This window comes from Sinorhizobium mexicanum, from assembly GCF_013488225.1.
Taxonomy (GTDB): domain Bacteria; phylum Pseudomonadota; class Alphaproteobacteria; order Rhizobiales; family Rhizobiaceae; genus Sinorhizobium; species Sinorhizobium mexicanum.
Map to the genome: position 1 here is coordinate 3,371,183 of NZ_CP041238.1, position 15,182 is coordinate 3,386,364.

The 15,182-nt window shown below is 62.4% G+C and carries 15 protein-coding genes; 2 read left to right on the forward strand and 13 right to left on the reverse strand.

All coding sequences use genetic code 11. The features are described 5' to 3' along the window. Position 1: 1 nt before the first annotated feature. The 11 genes from FKV68_RS15985 to speB form a co-directional block, all read right to left on the reverse strand. Entirely contained in the window at positions 2–565 is a 564-nt protein-coding gene (locus FKV68_RS15985) for an NADPH-dependent FMN reductase (protein ID WP_180938796.1), read from the reverse strand. 216 nt (positions 566–781) lie between these two features. Continuing rightward, entirely contained in the window at positions 782–1,735 is a 954-nt protein-coding gene (locus FKV68_RS15990) for a ring-cleaving dioxygenase (protein ID WP_180938797.1), read from the reverse strand. A 259-nt stretch (positions 1,736–1,994) separates the two neighbouring features. Beyond that, positions 1,995–2,780, reverse strand: a complete 786-nt coding sequence (locus FKV68_RS15995) for a carbon-nitrogen hydrolase family protein (RefSeq protein ID WP_180938798.1) — start codon at positions 2,778–2,780, stop codon at positions 1,995–1,997. Further along, complete coding sequence (locus FKV68_RS16000) at positions 2,777–3,577, reverse strand: ABC transporter permease (protein WP_180938799.1); 801 nt, start codon at positions 3,575–3,577, stop codon at positions 2,777–2,779. Before FKV68_RS16000 ends, FKV68_RS15995 begins: the two co-directional genes overlap by 4 nt. Beyond that, entirely contained in the window at positions 3,574–4,428 is an 855-nt protein-coding gene (locus FKV68_RS16005) for an ABC transporter permease (RefSeq protein ID WP_180938800.1), read from the reverse strand. The genes FKV68_RS16000 and FKV68_RS16005 overlap by 4 nt, the downstream gene beginning before the upstream one ends. Further along, the gene (locus FKV68_RS16010) at positions 4,425–5,462 is read right to left on the reverse strand and encodes an ABC transporter ATP-binding protein (RefSeq protein ID WP_180941534.1); all 1,038 of its coding nucleotides are present in this window, start codon (positions 5,460–5,462) and stop codon (positions 4,425–4,427) included. The genes FKV68_RS16005 and FKV68_RS16010 overlap by 4 nt, the downstream gene beginning before the upstream one ends. A 234-nt stretch (positions 5,463–5,696) precedes the next feature. Beyond that, positions 5,697–6,776 carry an ABC transporter substrate-binding protein gene (locus tag FKV68_RS16015; protein ID WP_180938801.1) on the reverse strand — a complete coding sequence of 360 codons (1,080 nt, stop codon included), beginning with the start codon at positions 6,774–6,776 and terminating at the stop codon, positions 5,697–5,699. Positions 6,777–6,848: 72 nt separating this feature from the next. Beyond that, entirely contained in the window at positions 6,849–7,496 is a 648-nt protein-coding gene (locus FKV68_RS16020; RefSeq protein ID WP_180938802.1) for an amino acid ABC transporter permease, read from the reverse strand. After that, positions 7,493–8,161: an amino acid ABC transporter permease gene (locus FKV68_RS16025; protein ID WP_180938803.1), complete on the reverse strand. Its 669-nt coding sequence runs from the start codon at positions 8,159–8,161 to the stop codon at positions 7,493–7,495. Before FKV68_RS16025 ends, FKV68_RS16020 begins: the two co-directional genes overlap by 4 nt. Before the next feature lie 64 nt (positions 8,162–8,225). Beyond that, complete coding sequence (locus FKV68_RS16030; protein ID WP_180938804.1) at positions 8,226–9,020, reverse strand: transporter substrate-binding domain-containing protein; 795 nt, start codon at positions 9,018–9,020, stop codon at positions 8,226–8,228. An 89-nt stretch (positions 9,021–9,109) separates the two neighbouring features. Continuing rightward, positions 9,110–10,171 carry an agmatinase gene (gene speB, locus FKV68_RS16035; RefSeq protein WP_180938805.1) on the reverse strand — a complete coding sequence of 354 codons (1,062 nt, stop codon included), beginning with the start codon at positions 10,169–10,171 and terminating at the stop codon, positions 9,110–9,112. Positions 10,172–10,391: 220 nt separating this feature from the next. Between speB and FKV68_RS16040 the strand changes: the two genes are divergently transcribed. Together FKV68_RS16040 and FKV68_RS16045 are read left to right on the forward strand one after the other, a co-directional pair. Continuing rightward, positions 10,392–11,435 carry a LysR substrate-binding domain-containing protein gene (locus FKV68_RS16040; protein WP_180938806.1) on the forward strand — a complete coding sequence of 348 codons (1,044 nt, stop codon included), beginning with the start codon at positions 10,392–10,394 and terminating at the stop codon, positions 11,433–11,435. A 75-nt stretch (positions 11,436–11,510) separates the two neighbouring features. Next, positions 11,511–12,689 (forward strand): aminotransferase, encoded by a 1,179-nt coding sequence (locus tag FKV68_RS16045; protein WP_180938807.1) that lies wholly within the window; start codon positions 11,511–11,513, stop codon positions 12,687–12,689. 10 nt (positions 12,690–12,699) lie between these two features. On the opposite strand, the gene FKV68_RS16050 is transcribed toward FKV68_RS16045, so the two are convergent. Both FKV68_RS16050 and FKV68_RS16055 read right to left on the reverse strand, forming a co-directional pair. Further along, positions 12,700–13,590 carry a DMT family transporter gene (locus FKV68_RS16050; RefSeq protein WP_425347592.1) on the reverse strand — a complete coding sequence of 297 codons (891 nt, stop codon included), beginning with the start codon at positions 13,588–13,590 and terminating at the stop codon, positions 12,700–12,702. A 156-nt stretch (positions 13,591–13,746) separates the two neighbouring features. Then, positions 13,747–15,180: an aldehyde dehydrogenase family protein gene (locus tag FKV68_RS16055; protein ID WP_180938808.1), complete on the reverse strand. Its 1,434-nt coding sequence runs from the start codon at positions 15,178–15,180 to the stop codon at positions 13,747–13,749. Positions 15,181–15,182: the final 2 nt, after the last annotated feature.

The window sequence follows — 15,182 nt, forward strand, 5'->3', positions numbered from 1 at the left end:
GTTACGACGCTTTCGTCGTCGCGACATACTCGGCGAAGGCGGTAACAAAGTCGCGGACCCGCTCCCTGGTCTGCTCGTCGGTCAATTGCCCCTCGCTATCGAACAACGCAGCGGCCTTCGGCAATATCAACCGCTTCCCCGACCACAGGTCGGCCCCGAGCGTCCGCATCACGGAGAGCCAGGCATTCTGGCTGAGAATGGTGCCGAAATTCCCAGGCGACGCACCGGCCAACGCAAAGGGTCGACAACCGAACACCTTTTTGGTGTCGGCCGGCGGACGACTGAGCCAGTCGATGGCGTTCTTGAAAACACCGGGCATCGAGTTGTTGTATTCCGGAGTGAAGAGGATCACGCCGTCCGCCGCCACGATCTTCTGTTTGAGATCGGTCACCGCTGCCGGGATGCCGCTTTCGGTCTCCACATCGCCATCGTAAAGCGGGATGCCGTGCAGCGTCGCGGTCTCGAATTCAATGTTGTCCGGCGCGAGGGATTTTGCTGCCTTCAGTAAAGCCGTATTGAAGGAAGCCTTTCGCAGACTGCCCGATATGCCGAGAATCTTCCTCATGAATGATGGGTTTCCTCTTGTCCGCGCATCGGCGGCCCAAAGCCGCCCTCCTCACTACAGCGCCCGCATCTTATTAGACGCGCAAAGGACGCTGTAGCACTTTGAATTGCCGCATGTTTCTTTCCTTAAATCGGCTACGATTTAAGGAAACATGCAGTAGAACTAGAGGTCAAAAGACAAAAAGAAAGCCGAGAACAATGTCCCGGCTTCTTTTGGCTACTCCAAGGGCTTCAGCCCTGCCTCGATCTGAGCACGCTTCGGCTCAAGGAACGGCGGCAGCGAAAGACTTTCGCCGAGCGTTTCCATCGGTTCGTCGACGGCAAAGCCAGGACCGTCGGTCGCAATCTCGAACAGGATGCCGTTCGGCTCGCGGAAATAGAGCGAGCGAAAATAGAAGCGCTCGACCTCGCCGCTCGACGGCAAGCGGAAGCCGTTCAGCCGTTCCGTCCACTGATGCAACGCATCCACGTCCGCCGTGCGGAAGGCGACATGGTGCACCCCGCCGGCGCCTTGGCGGGCGATCGGCAGGCCCGGTTGGACCGCGACATGCAACTCGGCCGCGGGACCGCCCTCGCCCATCGAGAAGACATGCACCTCGCCGACGCCGTCCGGCGTGGCGTAGGTGCGCACATCGATCATGTTCATGACATGCGTGAGCACGAGCGCCGTGTTGGTGATATCCGGCACGCTGATCGTGATCGGGCCAAGGCCCTTGATCTGATGCTCGGCGGGAACCGGGCTCTTGTCCCAGGGATGCGACGGCGCAGGTCCGCCGTCATCCAGAAGCCGGAAGCGCTGGCCCTCGCCGTCCTCGAAGTCGACCGACGTCCGGCCGTCGATTTCCGTGACCTCACCGGCCGAGACGTTCAGTTCGGCAAACCGGCGCTTCCACCATCTGACGCTTTCGGCGCTGGCAACCCGGAGGCCGGTACGCGAAATGCTGTGCGTGCCGCGTCCCTCCGGGCCGACCGGCCAGTCGAAGAACGTCAGGTCGCTACCGGGCGTTGCCTTTCCGTCGGCATAGAAAAGATGATAGGCGGTGGTGTCGTCCTGATTGACGGTTTTCTTGACCAGCCTCAGCCCGAGCGTCTTGGTGTAGAAGCGCAGGTTTTCCGGCGCGTTGGCAGTGATCGCGGTGAGGTGGTGGATGCCTGTCAGTTGCAAGCTCATGATTGCCTCCAGTTCAATGCGTTACGGTGGCGTTTGGGCGTCTCATAGGACGAACGGCGCCGTAACGCGGGCATTTCGTTGAGCCCCAATATCGGTCGGCTCGGTCGCTTCAAAAAGAGAAAGCGACGCGAACAGATTGTTCTCTAAAGGCGAACGATCTAGAGCGCCATGCGTTCAACGAACGCACAAAGGGCGCTCTAGCACTCTGATTCTAGAGCATCTTATCCGCCTTCAGTGATTCCAATGAAAGCGGGATGCTCTAACCGCGCGGACGCTGCAGATCCCGGAGATAGGTATTCTCCAACCGCGAAATGGCAAACAGCCCCGGGTCGATTTCCGCGAAGATCAGCGTTTCGTCTGCGGAATTGGCTTTCGCCAGGAGCTGCCCGTCCGGCGAAGCGATGCGCGACGAACCGGCGAAGGAAAACATCGCGTCGGAACCGCAATGATTGATGTAGGCGACGAAGAGCTGGTTTTCGAACGCCCTCGTCTGAATCATGTGGTCAGCAATGAAGGTTCCGGACCAACCGGCCGGAAGCGCCGTCGGCACCAGCACGGCGTCGGCGCCGGCAAGCGCGAGTCGGCGGACATTTTCCGGAAACTCGACGTCGTAGCAGATCAGCATGCCGCACCTGACGCCTTGGTGTTCGAACAGGCGCGTCGACGGCTCCGCCGGCGTGAACAGCGAGCGTTCGTAGTCGCCATAGAGGTGCGACTTGCGATAGACCGTCGGGGCGGCGTCACCGTCGACATGGACGGCGCTGTTGTAGACGGCATCGCCCTCACGCTCGGCGAAGCCGGCAATGATCGCGATGCCGGCTTCGGCCGAAATCTGCTGCAACCGCTGCACGATCGGGCCGTCGGCGGCCTCGGCGATGTCACGGATCACGTCACCGGCACCGTAGCCGGTGACGCCGAGCTCGGGCGTGACAAGCAGCGTCGCGCCCTGGCGGGACGCCTCGACCGCCGCTGCCCCGATCCGGGCGAGATTGGCGGCGATATCACCGCCAACGGATTTCATCTGCAGAGCGGCAAGCTTCATCATTTGCCATCCGATGACATGGCGCCGAGCAGCTTCGGCAGGTCTCCGAACCGGGCGACGAGGCCGAAGATGATCGCGGCCGTCGTGACGAAGAGGATCGTCACCGAGGCCATGGTCGGCGTGTAGCCGTAGCGTAGCGCGTTGAAGATCTTGATCGGCAGCGTCTCCATGGTGAAGCCGACGGTCATATAGGCGACGATATATTCATTGAGCGACAGCACGAACGCAAAGGCATAGCCCGAGACGATGTAGGGCAGGATCAGCGGCAACACCACGGTGCGGAACACCGTGCGCTCGTCCGCGCCCATGGTCGATGCTGCCTCGACCAGCGATCGATCGATCGACGTGAAGCCGAGCGAAAGCGTGACGAGCGGCAGCGTCACGAAGAAGATCGCGTGGCTGACGACCGCAGTCCAGGGCTGGCCGTAGAAGCCGACAGTCGCCCAGAAGGTGAGAAGGCCCAACGCGGTGATCACCGGCGGCAGCGTGAAGGGCGCGACGCCCAGAAGCTGGAAGATGTTCGCCCAGGGCGCTATCCGCCGCCACAGGAACCAGGCAAGCGGCAAGGCGATGGTGACGGCAAGCGCTGCCGAAAGCACCGCAAGCGTAACCGAGGCCATCAGTGCGTTTCGCCATTCGGGATTCAGGAAGATCTCGCCATACCAGGATGTCGAGAAGCCCTGCGGCGGAAAGGCGAGCGTCTGTTTTTGATTGACCGAAACGCCGGCAACCACGATCAGCGGCAGCGCAAGGAAGAGCGCGATCAGGAAGAAATAGAACTTGCGGAAAATGGACGTCATGCCGCCTCTCCCTTTCGTCCCGCAATAACCGTCAAGGCGACAAGGCCAAGCGTCACCAGGACGAGGAACACCGCCATCGCCGCCGCGAAAGGCATGTTCGACTGGTAGATCGCCTGGTCGGTAATCAGCACCGACAGCGTCCAGTGCTGTGGACGGCCGAGAAGCTGCGGCAGTAGATAGGAACCGAGCGCGAAGATGAAGACCATGATCAGCGTCGCGACGATCGTGTTCCTCAGCGCCGGAACGACGACGGTGAAGAAGGCCTTGAGTGGCGACGCCCCGAGCGTTCGCGCGGCCTCGGTCAGAGTCGGATCAAGTCGGACAAGCGCCGGGAACAATACGAGCACCGTATAGGGGAAGGCCTGATAGACCATGCCCGTCAGCACTGCGGCGAAACTCGGCGTCAGCGCCTTGGCCTCGCCCATGAGGCCGAGCGCAACAAGAATGTTCGTGATGCCGGCCGTGCGCGAAAAAAGCGTCGACCAGGCGAAACCGATGATGACCTCGGAGAGCGAGAGCACCGAGAGCAGCGCGACAAGCCAGACGACCTGCACGCTGCGCGCCATCCGCGTCAGCATGTAGGTGAAGGGTAGCGCCAGCACGACGCAGCAGATGGCGACTGCGATCGCCATCATGAGCGAGAAGCCGAGCACGCCGCCGAAGAACGCCGTAAGAAAGCGGGCATAATTGTCGAAGACGAAGGCCGGCGTATAGAAGCCGCCCTGCTGGCGCTGGAAGAAGCTCACGGCGATCATCGTACCAAAGGGCACCACGAAGAAGATGGTGAGCATCGCCGCGGGGAAAAGGAGCGGCGCGTAGTCGCCGATGGTCTGGGGCGGTTCGCGTCTCATTTCCTGAGCACCACGCAAACGTCCGGAGTGAGCGCGACGCCGACTTGCTGGCCGACGGTGACGTCCGGCCGCTCGCGCGGCGTGGAAACGGCGACGATCTGGCGGCCGGCTACATCGACAAACGTTTCGATCGTGCCGCCGAGATCGCGCACGAAAGTGACCGTGCCGGAAATCGCACCGGCACCCGGCGCCGTCAGGTGCACGTCCTCGGGACGAATTGAAAGCATGGCCTTTGCGGCGCCGTCAGGCAGGGCAAGGCCCTGCACTGGCTGGCCGAGAACGGAAACATAGCCCCGCGTGTCCGCTTCGGCTTCGATCAGGTTGGTCTGGCCGATGAAGTCGGCAACGAAACTGTCCGCCGGTCGGCGATAGATTTCGATCGGCGATGCCGCCTGGCGGATTTCCCCGCCATTCATGACGACCACCGTATCGGCCATCGTCATTGCTTCGCGCTGGTCGTGCGTGACGACGATCGTCGTAATCCCGAGCTGCTGCTGCAACTGGCGCAGTTCCACCTGCATCGCCTCCCTGAGCTTCGCGTCGAGTGCCGAAAGCGGCTCATCGAGAAGGAAAAGCTTCGGTGAGATTGCCAGCGCGCGGGCGATTGCAACACGCTGACGCTGACCGCCGGAAAGCTTCGAGACTGGCCGGTCGGCATAGCCGGAAAGGTGGATCATCGACAGCAGTTCCTCGACCCGCCGCTTCTGGTCCTCCTTCGGCGCCTTGCGGATTCGCAAGGGATAGGCGATGTTTTCGCCGACGGTCAGGTGTGGGAAGAGCGCCAGCGACTGGAACACCATGCCGAGATTGCGCTTATGGGTCGGCACGTGGGTGATGTCTTCGCCGTCCAGGCGGATCGCACCTCCCGTCGGAAGATCGAGGCCGGCGATCATGCGCAGCAACGTCGTCTTGCCGCAGCCTGAGGGGCCGAGCATGCAAACGAAGGTGCCATGCGGCACCGCGAGCTCGACATTGTTGACGGCCCTGAAGGACCCGAATTCCTTGACGACGTTCTGAAGGGCAAGTCCCGACATATATTTCCCGTCCTGCGGCGCCGTGCGTCCGTTCAGACGCAAAGGTCGCTGCATCGCTGTGAGTTGCTGCATGGCCTTGGCCTCAAAGCGGTTCCCTAGGAACCATGCAGTAGCGCCTGATGCGCATGTGGTTCATGGAGCGCGAACAGGGGAACGGTTTTTCCGCCCGCATTCCGCTCGGTCTTTCAACATCGACCCCCCGCCCGCAGGCGGGAAGTCGACGCCCATTGGCGATCAGCCGACGATCAGCTCCGTCCACTTCTGGTTCAGCCAATCCGACTTGGTCTGGTAGAGATCGTAGCGCGGGATGATCGGCTCGATGTCCGACGAAACGGCTGCAAACTCCTTGTCCGTAAGATCAGTCGATTCGCGCTTGACCGTCGGCGAGGTGCCAACCTTACGCGACAGCGTCGCCTGAATCGACGGCTGGGACATATAGTCGATGAAGATGTGCGCTTCCTCCGCTTTCTGCGAAGCGCGCGACAGCGCCCAGCAACCGGAATCCTGGATGCCGCCTTCCTTGGGGAAGGTAGAGCGTACCGGATGGCCGTCTGCGGCCGCAAGACCGGTCACGTCGTGATAATACTGGCCCATCGGAATTTCACCCGACTTCAGCGCCTGTTCGAACTGCGCCTCGTCGCGATACCAGAGCCGGACATTCGGTTTCACTTCGGCGAGTTTCTCGAATGCCTTGAGGATGCCCTCCTCCGTGTCGAGCGCATTGGTGCCGCCCATGAAGGTCTTCGCGGTCACCTCGAGCAGGAAAGAATTGGAGACGAGCGCGAGCAGCCCGAGCTTGTCGGCATTTGCCGGATCCCAGAAGGCGGTCCACGACGTCGGCGCTTCCTTGAAGACGTCGGTGTTGGTGACGAGCGTGATGTACCAGGAAACGGCTCCGATGCCAGCGACGCGGCCATCCGGATACTTGTTGATGAACCGGTCGAGCAGATGCGAGGCGTTCTTGATCTTCGCCATATCGAGCGGCGCCCAGAGCTCGGTCGCCTGGCCCTTGAGCATTGCGACCTGCGACATCATCGAGACGTCCGCCGGAGCCTGGCCGGCACGAGCGGCCTGTTCCAACTGCACGAGCCAGGCTTCACCGGTCGGCTCTGCGACCGACTCGATCGCGATGCCCGTGGCCTTGGTGAATTCGGGGAAGATGTTCTTGTCGAACGAGTCCTTGAAGTAGCCGCCGTAGACGCCGACCTTCAACGACCTGTCCTGCGCCCTCAGCACCGCCGGCATCGCCAGCATCGATGCGCCGGCAAGCCCCGCCCCCAGCAGCGTGCGCCGCTTGATGGAATTGATTTTCATTGCATGTCTCCTTTGTTTTGGCGGCAGCTGCCGCGTTCCCTGTTGTAGTTGATTCCCTGCATCTTTTCGGTGTCAATGTGCTGGCATTCGCCGCTCGAGCATCCGCGCATATTGCGTCAAGGGATAACAAATCACGAAGAAAATCACGGCGACCAGACCATAGACAGTGAAAGGTTCGAAAGTTGCATTATTGATCGCATTGGCCGTCCTGAGAAGCTCCTCGAAGCCGATGATCGAGGTCAGCGCCGTGCTCTTGATGAGCTGGACGAGAAAGCCGACAGCCGGCGGACGCGTGATCGCAAAGGCCTGCGGCAGGATGACCAGGCGCAGTTCCTGAAGATAGTGCAGACCGAGGCTGGCGCCAGCATCCCATTGACCGCGCGGCAGCGCTTCCACGCCGCCCCGCCAGATTTCGGCGAGATAGGCGCTGGCGTAGAAGGTGAGCCCGAGCGCCGCGGCCGTCCACGGCTCGATGCGGAAACCCAGCATCGGCAGGCCGAAGAACATCAGGAAGAGCTGCATGAGCAACGGTGTTCCCTGGAAAAGCGCGATGTAGCCTGAGCCGAGGCGGCGCAACCACGGGTGCTTCGATATGCGGGCAAACAGGATCAGCAGGCCGACCGCAGTCCCGCCGGCGAAGGCAACGATCGAAAGCAGAAGCGTCCAGCGCGTCGCGAAAAGCAGATTGCGCAGAATATCCCAGAAAGTGAATTCGATCACGACACGCCCGCCCCCAACACACGCCGGCCACTGGCGACAAGGCATCGCCTGATCGCCATCGACAGGCCGAGATAGATCATCGTGACGACGAGGTAGGTTTCGAAGGACCGGAATGTCCGTGCCTGCAGCAGGTCGGCCTCATGCGCGAGCTCGCGCACTGCAATCTGCGATACGACCGCCGACTCCAACATCATGATCACAACTTGGCTGGTCAGTGCCGGGAAGATTACCTTGAGGGCCTGCGGCAGGATGATCTTGACGAAAACCTGACGCGGCCTCAGGCCGAGCGCGAGAGCGGCCTCGCTCTGCCCCCTTGGAACTGCATCGAGACCGGCGCCGACGATCTCGGTCGTGTAGGCGGCCATGTTGAGGGTCATCGCCAGGATCGCCGCGACGATTGAATCGAGGCGGATCCCTATGGTCGGCAGACCGAAGAAAATGAAAAAGAGCTGCACCAGAAACGGGGTATTGCGGATCACTTCGACGTAGCTTGCTACTGCCTTGCGGAGCACGCCATAGCGACTGCGGCGCGCGGCAGCGCCGAGAATGCTGATGAGGATGCCGAGCACCGTGGTGCAGGCGATCAACAGCAAAGTCATGGCCGCACCGTGGGCGATTGCGCCCGCGGCGTGGTGAAGCCATCCAAAGTCGAGGCTGTAGCCCATCGTCGCAACCCTTCCCGGACGGGCCTGCGGAAGCCGCAGGCCGCGCGCCGTTCGCCGGAGCGGCTTAGTCCTTGAGGTTGTCGGGGTTGAGCGGCGTCTTCAGCCACGCCTCGGAGCTTTCATTCAACTTGCCGTCAGACAGCATTTTGGCGACCGTGTCGTTGACCGATTGCTTCAGGCGCTCCTCATTCTTGTTGAGGCCGATATGCGACGGTGACGTCAGCAACTGGAACTTCTGTTCCGGCTTCAATGCCTCCTGCCGCGCAAGGACCTGCGCGCCGACGTCGTTACCGACCACCATCAACTGCGTCTGGCCTGAAATGAAGGCCTGGATCACGGCATTGTAGTTATCGAACCGCTGGATGTCCGCCGAGGCAGGTGCGGCTTCGGTGAGGGAAGTGTCCTCGAGCGTCCCGCGATTGACTGCGATCGTCTTGTCGCCGAGATCGTCCTTGCCGGCGACCTTGAGCTCGGCCGGGCCGATGACGGCGATGTAGTAGGGAGCATAGGCGGCCGCGAAATCGATGACCTCGGCACGCTCCTTCGAGTAACCGACGCTCATCAGGATGTCGACGCGCTTGTCGTTGAGATAGGGAATGCGGTTCTGGCCGGTAATGCTGACGAGGTTGAGCTTCACGCCGAGCGCATCGGCGATGTGCTGCGCGACATCGATATCATATCCCTTGATGCTCATGTCAGCACTGGCCGACGAGAACGGCGGGAAATCAGAGAAGATGCCGACATTGATCTGGCCGGCGGCCTTGATATCGTCGAGAGCATCGGCATGAGCCATTCCAGCCGCGGCACCGACCATCAGTGCGGCGGCAAACAATGCTTTCAGCTTGATTTGGATTGTCATTTTCGTTCCCCAGTCTGGAAGTTTGTTTGTCGGGTCAGGATGCCCCTGGCCGTCGCTTCCAGTTCGGCGGCCGGGCGATCTCGAAAGTGTCAGCCGGCCTTGCCGGTGATCGCCGGACTGAAGACCATCAGGCTCAGGATCTCGAAGAGTACCTGCGCACCGGCATGGGCCGTATTGGTCGTCGCGTCATATTGCGGGGCAACCTCGACGACATCGCCGCCGACAAGATTGACACCCTTCAAGCCGCGGATGAGTTCGAGCACCTCGCGCGTCGTCAGGCCGCCGACTTCCGGCGTGCCGGTCCCGGGAGCGAAACTCGGGTCGAGGCTGTCGATATCGAAGGAGAGGTAAGTCGGACCGTCCCCGACGATCTTCCTCGCCTTTTCGATGATAGCCGGAATGCCAAGGCCGGTGACTTCTTCGGCGTGGATCACGGTCATGCCGGACTCGTAGGAGAACTCCCAGAGATATTCGGCCGAGCCGCGGATGCCGATCTGGACGACGCGGGTCGGGTCGAGCACGCCGTCGAGGACCGCGTTGCGGAACGGACCGCCATGATGGAACTTGGTGAGGTCATAGGCGCCGCCGGTGTCGCAGTGCGCATCGATATGAATCATGCCGACCGGGCGCTTCTTGCCGACTGCCTTCAGGATCGGATGCGTGATCGAATGGTCGCCGCCGACCGAAAGCGGCACGACGCCGGCATCGACGATCTGGTTGATGCGCTTTTCGATATCGTCATGGCTGAGTTCCAGCCGATAGCGGCTCTGGAAGGCAACATCGCCGATATCGGCCACGCGGAGATCCTGGACGGGCGCGCAGCCGAGCACATGGTTGTAGGGACCAATGCGTTCGATCGCACGGAGCGCCCGCGGTCCGAAACGGGAGCCCGGGCGGTTGGTGACACCAAGATCCATCGGTATGCCGACGATCGCCACCTGCAAGTTGCCGAAATCCGGATTTTCGGCGTCGACCGGCATATACGGCGCGGTCAGGAAGGTCGGGATGCCGGAATAGGGCGCCAGCCGCGTCCCGCTCTTGGTGAAGATCTTATCCGCGACCTTGCGAAACGTCGGATCGAAGAGCTCGCCGCCGTGACTTTCGCCATATTTCGCCTTCAATTCGCTGAGCTTCTGTTCATCCCAGGCCATGCGCCCGAACCTCCATGTTTTGCCGCCGGGGATGCGCGGGACGCGCCGCAAATCGTGATTTGCGGATTTCGCCGGTTGGACTGGCGCCGTCATGTTCCCCAGGCTTTTGCCTTTGTTGGCGTATATTAGGAGACAATTCCGCTGGAAAATCAATTGACATTGTTATAGCGTTTCGTGTGAGAAAAATTCACATTCCTGCCCGTCTTCCGGAGCGCCTTTTTTGTCGAGCCGCCTACCTCCTCTCAATCCGCTGCGTGCTTTCGAGGCGACCGCCCGGCGCGGCTCCGTTTCGGCTGCGGCGCGCGAGCTCAACGTTACGCACGGCGCCATCAGCCATCAGATCCGGGCACTCGAACTCTCCTTCAACGCCACGCTTTTCGAGCGTGGCGGCAAACGGCTGAGGCTGACCCCGCAAGGTGCCCTGCTGCTGCCGGCCGTCACCCATGCCTTCGCGGAGATCGCCGCCGCCACCGCCGCCATGACACGCCCGGCGACAAGCGGAGAACTCAGGATCACCTGCGTCCCGGCGCTGCTCTCCTTCTGGATGATCCCGCGCCTGCACCAGTTCACCGAACAGTTCCCGGACGTCAGGCTGACGCTGATCGCCTCCAACGATGCGGCGCATCTGCATTCCCCCGACGTCGATGTCTGCCTGCTCTACGGCGATGGCAACTGGAACGACTGCTGGGCGAAGCTCTGGAGCCGACTCGAGCTCTTCCCGGTCGTCAGCCCGACACTCCTCAATATGCGGCCGCTGCGCTCCGTGCGGGATCTGCGCGACCACGTGATGCTCCACGGCGACGACGGTCGCGAGTGGAACACCTGGCTAGCCGCCGCCGATGCGATCGATCTGCAGCGTGGCCGCCAGCATTTCATGAGCGACGCGCGGCTTTCGACCGAAGCCGCATTGCACAATCAGGGCGTCGCGCTCGGCGACACGATCACCGCGGGAAGCCTGATCGCGCGCGGCGAACTGATCGCCCCCTTCGATCTGACGGTGCCGGCCAACGATGCCTTCTTCGTCGCCTGCCGCAACGAGATCCGCGCCGCACCGATCGTCCGCGTCTTCATCGACTGGTTGTTCGCCGCGCTTGAGAGCGACCCGATGCCGGAGCTACAGGTTTCCGCCCGCACGATCATTCGAAGCCGCATTCCGAAGCCGGAAGCCGCGCGAAAGACGGCCGCGGACGGTTTTCAGCCCGTCTCGTCGCCGGCTCGGAACCGTCGCCCGGAACGCCCCCAGAAACGCAAGGCCAAATCATAGAACGGGACCGAGAGCTCGGCGCAACTCTCCGCCAGCCCTTTGTCCCCGCTTGCCAGCAACAACAGGAAGGTTCAAATGCCGCATTTCAATCCCCTCGTCGAAAAGCTCGCGCCGCCGCCGGTTCCCTCGGTGCTCGCCTGGGCGAAGGCCTATGACGGGGCAAGAGGCCCGTTGATCGATCTTTCGCAGGCGGTGCCGGGCTATCCCGCGCATCCGGACATGCTGAAATGGCTCGGCGAGGCTTCCGCCTCGACCGCCTACACCCGTTACGGCGCGATCGAGGGGGAGACGGAATTGCGTGCGGCCTATGCCGCCCATGTCGCCAGCCTCTATGGTGCGGCGGTTACGGCCGAAAACATTCACATCACCTCCGGCTGCAACCAGGCTTTCATGTGTGCCGTCATGGCGATCGCCGGGGCGGGCGACACGGTCCTGATGACCAACCCCTATTACTTCAATCAGGAGACGACGCTGGCGATGCTGGGCATCAATGTCGAACTGGTGCCCTGTGACGCCGGCGCCGGGTTCCTGCCGGAGGTGGACGCGATCGCCTCGGCGCTTCGGCCTGGCATTCGCGCGCTTGCCCTCGTCTCGCCAAACAACCCGACCGGCGCCGTCTATCCGCCGGAGTTGCTCGAGCGTATCCACGGCGCCTGCCGCAAGAACGGCACCTGGCTGATCCTCGACGAGACCTACCGTGACTTCCTGCCATCAGCCGACCTTGCGCCCCACGGTCTGCTTCAGGCGAAGGGCTGGCAGGACAGCTTCATCGGCCTCTACAGCTTCTCGAAATCCTTCTGCATTCCCGGCCACCGCCTCGGCGCGATCACCGCCGGTCCGGCGCTCGTCGAACAGATCACAAAGATCATGGATAACCTGCAGATCTGTGCCCCGCGCGCAGCACAGGCCGCCGTCGCTAAAGCGATTCCGGCGCTTGCCGATTGGCGGCTTGCGAACCGTGTTGAAATCGGCGCGCGCGCCGACGCCCTCAAGGAGGTCATGAGCCGCCTGCCGAAGTGGAAGCTGCAGGCGGTCGGGGCCTATTTCGCCTATATCCGCCACCCCTTCCCCGATATCGATTCGCAATTCGTTGCCGAGAAGCTGGCGAAGCTCGCCGGTGTGGTCTGCCTGCCCGGCGACTATTTCGGCGAGGGCCAGGAAAACTACCTGCGCTTTGCCTTCGCCAATGCCGATGTGGCGACGATCCGCAAGCTCGAAGAACGGCTCGCGAGCTTCGAGTTGCCCGGCATCTGAGCGTAGGAGATTATCCGCGGCGGGCGATCAGGATCCCGACGAGCACGATCGCGCCGCCGATGGCCTGGGCGAGGCCCACGGGTTCACTGAGCAGCACCCAGGCGAGGATCGCCGCCACAACCGGCTGCAACAGCAGGGTCAACGACGAGAAGGCGGCCGGCAGGTAGGCGAGCGCATAGGTGATCGCCACCTGTCCGCCCGCATGACTGACAAAGGCGAGACCGAACAGCATCGCCCATCCGAAGGCACTGGCCGGGAAAAGCGTGGGTTCGGCGACGAGCGTCATCGGCAGCATGCAGACGGCCGCCGAGGCCGTGCTCCAGATCATGATCCGGTTGGTGTCGAAGCGGCTCCGCAATTTGCCGATCGCAAGGATATAACCGGCATAGAACATCGCGGCGACGACCGCGATGCCATCGCCGAGGAGGTTGCCCGCGGCGAGCCCGGCTGGCCCGCCCTTCAAGATCACGACGCCGGCGATCGCCGTCGCGAGCCCCGCGACGAAGACACCGCTGACCTGGGCGCGAAACAGCGCCCAGCTTGCGAGCGTGACGAAGACCGGCGCAAGATTTGCGAGCAGCGTCGCATTCGCAACGGATGTCATGGTCAGGGAAAGATGCCAGGCGGCGAGGTCGATCGCGAGAAAGACGCCGGGCAGGATAAGCATCGCATAGTCGGAAAGTTGCTGCGGCCGCCTGTCGCCTGCTGGCGCGTTCCGAAACCACGACCAGGCGACAAGCGGGATCAGCGCCAGGGCGACGCGCCAGAAGGCGGTCGCCATCGGCCCCACCTCGGAGAGCCTCACGAAGATCGGCGATCCCCCGATAGCAGCACCGCCGAGCAGCAGTGCTGTCATCGCAAGCGAGTTGCGGGAGGAAACGGAAGCGGCGGCTTGAGTCACGGCGATGTCCAGAGGGTCAACTGATGACGGATGCCGCACGGCACCCGCGAGCCAGCTACCAGAACCCGGCCGCCGACAACAGCCGCCAGCCGCTAATTTAGCTACAAAAATTCAGCCGGTGGACGGGCACCGGCTGAATCTCGTCATCGCAGAGGATCAAGCCGCGTCGGGGACGTGCACGGTCTTCACTTCGAGGAAATCCTCAAGGCCGAACAGGCCGCCTTCGCGGCCATTGCCGGACTGCTTGTAGCCGCCGAAGGGGCTGCCATAGCGGTGCGGTCCGCCGTTGATATGCACCATGCCTGCGCGCAACCTTGCGGCGACGCGTTCGGCCCGTTTGGGATCCCCTGTCTGGACGTAGGCCGCAAGTCCATAATTGGTGTCGTTGGCGATCCGGATCGCTTCCTCTTCCGTATCGAAGGGAATGATCGCCAGCACCGGACCGAATACTTCTTCGCGTGCGATGCGCATCGTGTTGTCGACGTCGGCGAAGATCGTCGGCTTGACGAAATAACCGGTCTCGAAGCCCTCCGGCTTGCCCACACCGCCGACGAGCAGTTTGCCGCCCTCGGCAATACCCGCCTCGATCAGCGCCTGCACGCGGCCAAACTGGATGTGGCTGACAAGCGGCCCGATGTGTGAGCCCTCCTTCGCCGGATCGCCGACCCTGGCCTCGGCACCGACACGCCTCGCAATCTGCACCACCTTGTCGTAGACGCCGCGCTCCACCAGCATGCGCGTCGGCGCGTCGCACGACTGGCCGGAATTGTTGAAGCATTCGAGGATGCTGCCGGCAACGCGTTCCTCAAGGTCAGCGTCGGCGAAGACGATGTTCGGCGACTTGCCCCCAAGTTCCAGCGTGACGCGCTTGACCGTTTCGGCCGCATCCTTGCTGACGGCGATACCAGCCCGGGTCGAACCGGTGAACGACATCATGTCGATGTCCCTGTGCCTCGAGAGCACGGCACCGACGTTGATCCCGTCGCCGTTGACGAGATTGAAGACACCTGCCGGGAAGCCGGCCTCGTGGACCATCTCCGCGTAAAGCATGGCGTTGAGCGGCGTGAATTCGCTGGGCTTCAGCACGCAGGTGCAGCCGGTGGCAAGCGCCGGCACGACTTTTAGCGCGATCTGGTTGATCGGCCAGTTCCAGGGCGTGATCAGGCCGCAAACACCGACCGGCTCACGCAGCATGATATCGCCGTTCGGAAGCCGGTCGCGCGTCTTCAAGCGCTTCAGCGCGTCGATGAAACCCTGCAGGTGGCCGACGCCGACATCGGCTTGTTGCTCGCGCGCCATCGTCGCCGGCGCGCCCAATTCCATGGTGATCGTTGTGGCCATCTCGTCATAACGGCGCTTGTAGATCGAAAGCAGCTTTTCGAGCAGCGCCAGACGCTCCTCGACGCTGGTCTGGCTGTAGGTTGCGAACGCCTTCTTCGCCGCGGCGACGGCGCGATCGATATCGGCGGCGGTACCCATGGAAATCACGGCAATCGGTTGCTCGGTCGCCGGATTCAGGACCTCCAGATCCTTCGCCTCGATCGGATCGACCCATTCGCCGTTGATATAGAACTTTCTCTTGTCGAGCATTC